Source organism: Rhodococcus sp. (in: high G+C Gram-positive bacteria), assembly GCF_049299235.1.
Classification (GTDB): domain Bacteria; phylum Actinomycetota; class Actinomycetes; order Mycobacteriales; family Mycobacteriaceae; genus Rhodococcus.
The window spans coordinates 1-6,187 of sequence record NZ_JBAQXC010000327.1 but is presented as its reverse complement, the minus strand read 5'-3'; the positions used below and the strand labels follow the sequence as shown (position 1 = coordinate 6,187).

General features: G+C 68.9%; 5 protein-coding genes and 1 pseudogene. 1 reads left to right on the top strand and 5 read right to left on the bottom strand.

What is annotated here, in order from left to right:
• The 5 genes and pseudogenes from WAX14_RS20665 to WAX14_RS20645 all read right to left on the bottom strand — a co-directional run.
• Positions 1-415 (bottom strand): annotated as a pseudogene (locus WAX14_RS20665) (class I SAM-dependent methyltransferase); the annotation flags it as partial.
• Positions 416-1,393, bottom strand: coding sequence for a class I SAM-dependent methyltransferase (locus tag WAX14_RS20660; protein ID WP_422629918.1), 978 nt, complete (start codon positions 1,391-1,393; stop codon positions 416-418).
• A 52-nt stretch (positions 1,394-1,445) separates the two neighbouring features.
• Positions 1,446-2,225 carry an enoyl-CoA hydratase-related protein gene (locus WAX14_RS20655; protein WP_422629917.1) on the bottom strand — a complete coding sequence of 260 codons (780 nt, stop codon included), beginning with the start codon at positions 2,223-2,225 and terminating at the stop codon, positions 1,446-1,448.
• 15 nt (positions 2,226-2,240) lie between these two features.
• Positions 2,241-3,080, bottom strand: a complete 840-nt coding sequence (locus tag WAX14_RS20650) for an NUDIX hydrolase (protein WP_422629916.1) — start codon at positions 3,078-3,080, stop codon at positions 2,241-2,243.
• A gap of 85 nt (positions 3,081-3,165) precedes the next feature.
• Positions 3,166-4,002 carry an ABC transporter ATP-binding protein gene (locus WAX14_RS20645; RefSeq protein ID WP_422629915.1) on the bottom strand — a complete coding sequence of 279 codons (837 nt, stop codon included), beginning with the start codon at positions 4,000-4,002 and terminating at the stop codon, positions 3,166-3,168.
• Between the two features lie 43 nt (positions 4,003-4,045).
• On the opposite strand from WAX14_RS20645, the gene glgX reads away from it, so the two are divergent.
• The gene (gene glgX / locus WAX14_RS20640; protein ID WP_422629914.1) at positions 4,046-6,187 is read left to right on the top strand and encodes a glycogen debranching protein GlgX; all 2,142 of its coding nucleotides are present in this window, start codon (positions 4,046-4,048) and stop codon (positions 6,185-6,187) included.

The window sequence follows — 6,187 nt, the reverse complement described above, 5'->3', positions numbered from 1 at the left end:
CGTTGTGCGCGGCCATCGCGAGCCGCACCGGGTCCAGATCGCTGCCGATCACGGTCTGCGCGACACCGGTGAGTGCGGCCAGTTCGGCGCCGATCGAGCACGTCACGTCGTGCACCGCCCGCCCGGTCAGGCGCCGCGCGCGGTGCGCGGCGACAACTGCGGGGGTGGCCTGCTGCACCGCGTCGTCGGTGAGCAACCAGTTGCCCGCGTCCGGCAGCTTTCCGACGGCCTTGCGCCGCGCGAGCGCGGTCTCGACGAGCAGTGCGGCGCGGTCACCGAAACGCGTACGCGCCCAGCCGATATCGGCCAGGCGCGTGCGCGCGGACAACTCGCGGCCGCCCACTTCGGTGAGGGCGGACGCCGCCTCGGCCGACGTCAGGTAGGCGACGTCGGCGAGGGTGAAGTCGTAGCCCAACTACTCGCCGGGCTTCACACCGGTGATCATGACGTTGTAGAAGAAGCTGCGCGGGACGACGTGCTTGAGCACGTTCTCGTCGACCCAGCTCAGCGTCTTCCAGCCACCGAACGCGAACTTCGCCCAGCCCCAGCCGAGTTTCTCCTCGGGCACGGCGGCCTCGAAGGTCCGTACCGGCCAGCCGAGCAGTGCGGCGGCGAACTCTTCACTCGACGCCGTGACGTCGACGGCACCGGCGGCGGTCGCGATCTGTTCGAGATCGGACGGGTCGAAGGTGTGCAGGTCGACGACGGCCTCGAGGGCCGCCGCCCGCGACGACTCGTCGAGTTCGGTCTGCGGGCGCCGCCAGTCGCTCAGGAAGGGCAGTTTGGTGATGTTGGTGGTGGCTTCCCACGTGATGCGGCCGAGCCAGCGGGCATAGAAGTTGCCGACCGTGCTCGGCTCGCCGGCGAAGACGAACCGGCCGCCGGGCTTGAGGATGCGCAGGACCTCGCGCAGCGACTGCTCGACATCCGGGATGTGGTGCAGCACAGCGTGTCCGACGACGAGGTCGAAGGTGTTGTCCTCGTACGGGATGGTCTCGGCGTCGGCGACGCGGCCGTCGACGTCGAGTCCGAGATTCGCCGCGTTGCGCAGGGCGACCTTGACCATGCCGGGTGACAGGTCGGTCACCGAACCGGACGTCGCGACGCCCGCCTGCATGAGGTTGAGCAGGAAGAAGCCGGTACCGCAGCCGAGTTCGAGGGCCTTCCCGTACGGGAGGGGCTGCTCTCCGGCGGCGGCGTCGAATCGCCCCTTGGCGTAGTCGATGCACCGTTCGTCGTACGAGATGGACCATTTCTCGTCGTAGGTTTCGGCTTCCCAGTCGTGGTAGAGCACCTGGGCGAGTTTGGTGTCCTCCAGTGCCGCCGCGACCTCTTCGGCGGTGGCGTGCGGGTTCGGCGCGGGGTCGTTCCCGTCGGTCCTGCTTGCAGTCATGAGGTGATCCTACCCATCGGTAAGCGTGGAACAAGTTCCAGTTTTGTCGGGGCTATCGGCCCGTGAACACGGCCTTGCCGGGGCCGTTCGCGATGAACGACTCCATCCCGATCGTGCGATCGGCCGTGGCGAACAACGACGCGAACACATGCTGCTCGATCTTCAGCCCGGTGTCCAGGTCCGTCTCGAGGCCCTGATCGATCGCGGCCTTCGCCGCGGCCAGGGCACGCGAGGCCGCGCCGGTGAACTGCGCTGCCCACGTTCGTGCCGCGTTGTACACCTCGTCCGGTGCGACAACCTCGTCCACCAACCCGATCGTGAGTGCCTCGTCGGGCCCGACGAACCGGCCCGAAAAGACGATGTCCTTCGCCTTCGACGGACCGACGAGTCGCGCGAGCCGTTGGGTGCCACCACCGCCGGGGATGATGCCCAGCTTGATCTCGGGTGTCCCGAGTTTGACGTTGTCGCCGATGATCCGGCGGTCCGCGCCGAGTGCGAGTTCGAGTCCGCCGCCGAGCGCATACCCGGTGATCGCCGCGACCGTCGGCTTCGGGATTTCGGAGATCGATCCGATCGCCGATTGCAGATCCGCGACGATCTCACTCATCTGCACGAAGCTCAACTCGGCGAGTTCGGTGATGTCGGCGCCGGCCGCGAACACCTTCTCGCCGCCGTAGACGATCACGGCGGCGACGTCGGCACGCACCGTCGCTTCCCTGGCCGCGGCCCGGATCTCCTCCTGCACCTGCCGGTTCAACGCGTTCATCGGCGGGCGGTCGAGCCGGATCGTTCCGATACCGTCCGAAACCTCGAGAGTGACGAATTCAGCCATGCCGCACAGGCTAGTTCAGAGATCGGCGCGCAACGCCCACGGGTGTGGTCCCCCGGCGCTGTAGTAGCCCTCGTCACCGCCGAACGAGATGTGGATGTGCCCGTCGTCGTTGCGCGACATGATCGGCAGGACGGGGTCGATCGCTACCTCGTCCGCGAGTGCGTCCGCAACCGTGGCGTAACCGGCCAGCGAGGTGAGCAACGCCCAGGTCGGTGGCAGCAGGATCGACGCACCCGACGTCCAGTCCGTGAGCGCCTCGGTCACCGTGCGCCACTGCACATGTTCGGCTTCGCTGGTGTCGCCGTCGGCGCGCTGCCCTTCGGGGACCGCCGCGACGAAAAAGTTCGTGTCGTAGCGGCGACGCTCACCGAGCGGAGTGATCCAGTTCGCGCGGGGCCGCAACAGGTCGGTGCGGACCGCGAGCCCTTCGGTGGTGAGGAAGTCACCGAACGACTGTTCCCGACTTTCCAGGCGACGGCGGGCCGGTGCGTACGGCGCGGTGTCGGCGACGACAGTGTCTACGGTGGGCCCGGCCAGCAGCAGACCGCACTCCTCGAACGTTTCCCGGACCGCGGCCAGTACCAGCGCCTGCGCGCGGCCTTCGGTGGTGCCGAACCGCTCGGCCCACCACGAGACGGGGGGCCCTGCCCACCGCACGGATGCATCGCTGTCGGTCGGGTCGACGCCGCCGCCCGGGAACACCGTCATGCCGCCCGCGAAGTCCATCCCGACGACGCGGCGTTGCAGGAACACCTCGACACCACGATCCGAGTCGCGGATCAGGAGCACAGTGGAGGCGTCCCGGATCGGCACCGCGGCCGGGTCGAAGGGCACCGCTGAACGTTCGGTAGGCATGCGTACAAACTACGCGACGAAGTGACGCGCATCGCATCGGGCCGGCGCCACGGTGCCGGGCCGATGGTTGTGCCGGGCCGATGGTTCAGACGCGAGCCCGGTGGAGTCCCGATTCCCTGGTACGGCGCGCGAAGAACCGGCCGTCGACCCGATCGAGGGTGATCGACTGGCTGAACGCATCACTCAGGTTCGCGGCGGTGATCACCTCGTCGATCAGCCCCTGGGACACGACCCGTCCCTCCTTGAGCAGCATGGCGTGGGTGAAGCCCGGCGGGATCTCCTCGACGTGATGGGTGATCAGCACCGTCGCAGGCGCGTCGGGGTCGGCGGCGAGCGTCGCCAGCCGCGCCACGAGTTCCTCGCGTCCACCCAAGTCCAGACCCGCGGCAGGCTCGTCCAGCAACAGCAGTTCCGGATCGGTCATCAACGCCCGGGCGATGAGTACCCGCTTGCGTTCCCCCTCCGACAACGTGCCGTACATGCGGTCGGTGAGGTGTTCGGCGCCGAGGCTTTCCAGCATCTCCGTCGCCCGTTCGATATCGATCGTGTCGTATTTCTCCCGCCACCGACCGAGCACCCCGTATCCGGCGGAAACCACCAGGTCGGAGACCTTCTCGTCGAACGGAACCCGGTTGGCCAGCGCCGACGACGACATCCCGATGCGCGGCCGCAGTTCGGACAGGTCGGTGCGCCCGAACCGCTCGCCCAGCACGCTCGCCGTGCCGGAGGTCGGGAACGTCTCGGCGGCCGCGACCCGGAGCAGCGAGGTCTTGCCGGCGCCGTTCGGGCCGAGCACCACCCAGCGTTCGTCCAGCTCGACCTTCCAGGTCACGGGCCCGACCAGGACGTTGCCGCCCCGCCGCACCAACACGTCGTCGAATTCGATGAGCAGATCGGGATCAGGTTGCGCCACGCCGTCCATCTTGGACTACCCGCCGCGCCGATACACGGCAGGATCGACTTTCGTGTCGTCCTCCACCACCGATCCCACCGCGCCGCCGGTGGCCCGCGCCGGCCGCGGGCCTTTTCCTCTCGGCGCAACCCCGCTCCCCGACGGGGGCACCCACTTCGCCGTGCACGCCCCGCACAGCGACCGCGTCCAGGTCTGCCTGATCGCCGACGACGGTCGCGAGCAGCGAATCGACCTGCCGGAACGCACGTTCGGGATCTGGCACGGCAGCATCGCCGGGGTCGGCCCCGGACAGCGCTACGGATACCGTGCCCACGGCCCGTGGCGACCTCGCACCGGGTTGCGCACCAACCCCGCCAAGCTGCTGCTCGACCCGTGGGCACGCCGCCTGACCGGGGACATCGGCGATCCCGCCCGGTTGCTCGCCTACGACGACGACCCGTTCGGGGTACCGTCGAGCATCGATTCGCTCGGCCACACACCACTCTCGGTCGTCACCGGCCGGTCCGGCCCGTACCGCGGCGAGCGGCCCGGCACCGCGTGGGAACAGAGCGTGCTCTACGAACTGCACGTCGGGTCCTTCACCGCGCGACATCCCGGGGTGCCGGGCGAACATCGCGGCACCTACCTCGGGTTGACTGCGCCCGCCGTGCTCGACCATCTCGTCGGGCTCGGGGTCACCGCGGTCGAATTGATGCCGGTCCACGCGTTCGTCACCGAACCGCCGGTGCGGGCCCGCGGAATGCGCAACCACTGGGGCTATTCGACCGCCTCGTATTTCGCGCCGCACCCCGGCTACGCGAGCATGCCCGGCGCCGAGATCGACGAGTTCCAGACGATGGTGCGGGCACTGCACGCGGCCGGCATCGAGGTGATCCTCGACGTCGTCTACAACCACACGTGCGAATGGTCGGTCGCCGGCCCCACCCTGTCGTGGCGCGGACTCGACGCACCCGGCTACTACCTGCTCGACCATCACGGAGTCGACATCGACCTGACCGGATGCGGCAACACGATCGACGGCAACTCACCGATCGCGGTGCGGATGGTGTGCGACAGCCTGCGCTTCTGGGCCACCGAGATGGGGGTCGACGGGTTCCGGTTCGACCTGGCCAGCGCGCTGGGGCGGCCGCGCGGCGGCGAGTTCGATCCACGGGCCGCGCTGCTGACCGCGATCACCACCGATCCGGTCCTGACGGATCTGAAGTTGATCGCCGAACCGTGGGACGCGACCGGGCCCGGCTATCGACTCGGCGAGTTCGGCGCACAGTGGGCGGAATGGAACGACCGCTACCGGGACGTGGTGCGCCGGTTCTGGGCGGGCCGTTCGGGAATTCGTGAGATCGCCTCACGCCTGGCCGGTTCGGAGGACCTCTACGACCGGACGGTGCGGCAACCGTGGATGTCGATCAACTTCGTCACCGCCCACGACGGGTTCCCCGTCGCCGATCTGGTCGCCTACGAACGCAAACACAACGAGGCCAACGGCGAGGACGGACGAGACGGCGCCGACCACAACGAATCCGTCAACCACGGGATGGAAGGACCGACGGCCGACCCGGAGATCGTCGCCGCGCGTGACCGTCATGTGCGGGCCCTGCTGTCCACGTTGCTGCTGTCCACCGGCACCCCGATGCTTCTCGCCGGCGACGAATTCGGGAACAGCCAGGGCGGCAACAACAACGCCTACTGCGTCCCCGTCGGCACCTCGGTGGCGGATGCGTGGGCGTTGGACTGGTCGTCGGCCGACCCGAACCGGATCGCGTTCGTGCGGCAGTTGCTGCGGTTGCGCACAGTGGTTCCGGTACTGCGGCAACGCCGATTCTTCGACGGCCGGGCCCGCACCGTCGGCTTCCCCGACCTGGTGTGGTTCGGCGGCGACGGCACCGAACTCGACGAGCCCGGCTGGCACGACGACGACCGCCGCACCCTGCAAGCGTGGGTGGACGGATCTCAACTCGGCACGGTCACACGGGCGGGGGCACCGCTCGCGGACAGCAGCGGTCTGATCGTGCTGCACGCCGGCGGTCCGGCGACGATCGTGGTCGCCGGACCCGAGTGGTATCGAGGCCCGGTGGTGTGTGTGTTCGATTCGAGCGCGCCCGACGGTGTGCCCGCGGACTCCTCTCCCAGGGCCGTCGGCACACCGCTCGCGATGACGGGTGCGACGGTGCTGGTGTTCCGCACTGAACGGTGA

Coding starts and splice junctions, on each gene's coding strand:
- WAX14_RS20660 (WP_422629918.1), bottom strand. CDS start 1,393: ATGACTGCAAGCAGGACCGACGGGAACGACCCCGCGCCGAACCCGCAC.
- WAX14_RS20655 (WP_422629917.1), bottom strand. CDS start 2,225: ATGGCTGAATTCGTCACTCTCGAGGTTTCGGACGGTATCGGAACGATC.
- WAX14_RS20650 (WP_422629916.1), bottom strand. CDS start 3,080: ATGCCTACCGAACGTTCAGCGGTGCCCTTCGACCCGGCCGCGGTGCCG.
- WAX14_RS20645 (WP_422629915.1), bottom strand. CDS start 4,002: ATGGACGGCGTGGCGCAACCTGATCCCGATCTGCTCATCGAATTCGAC.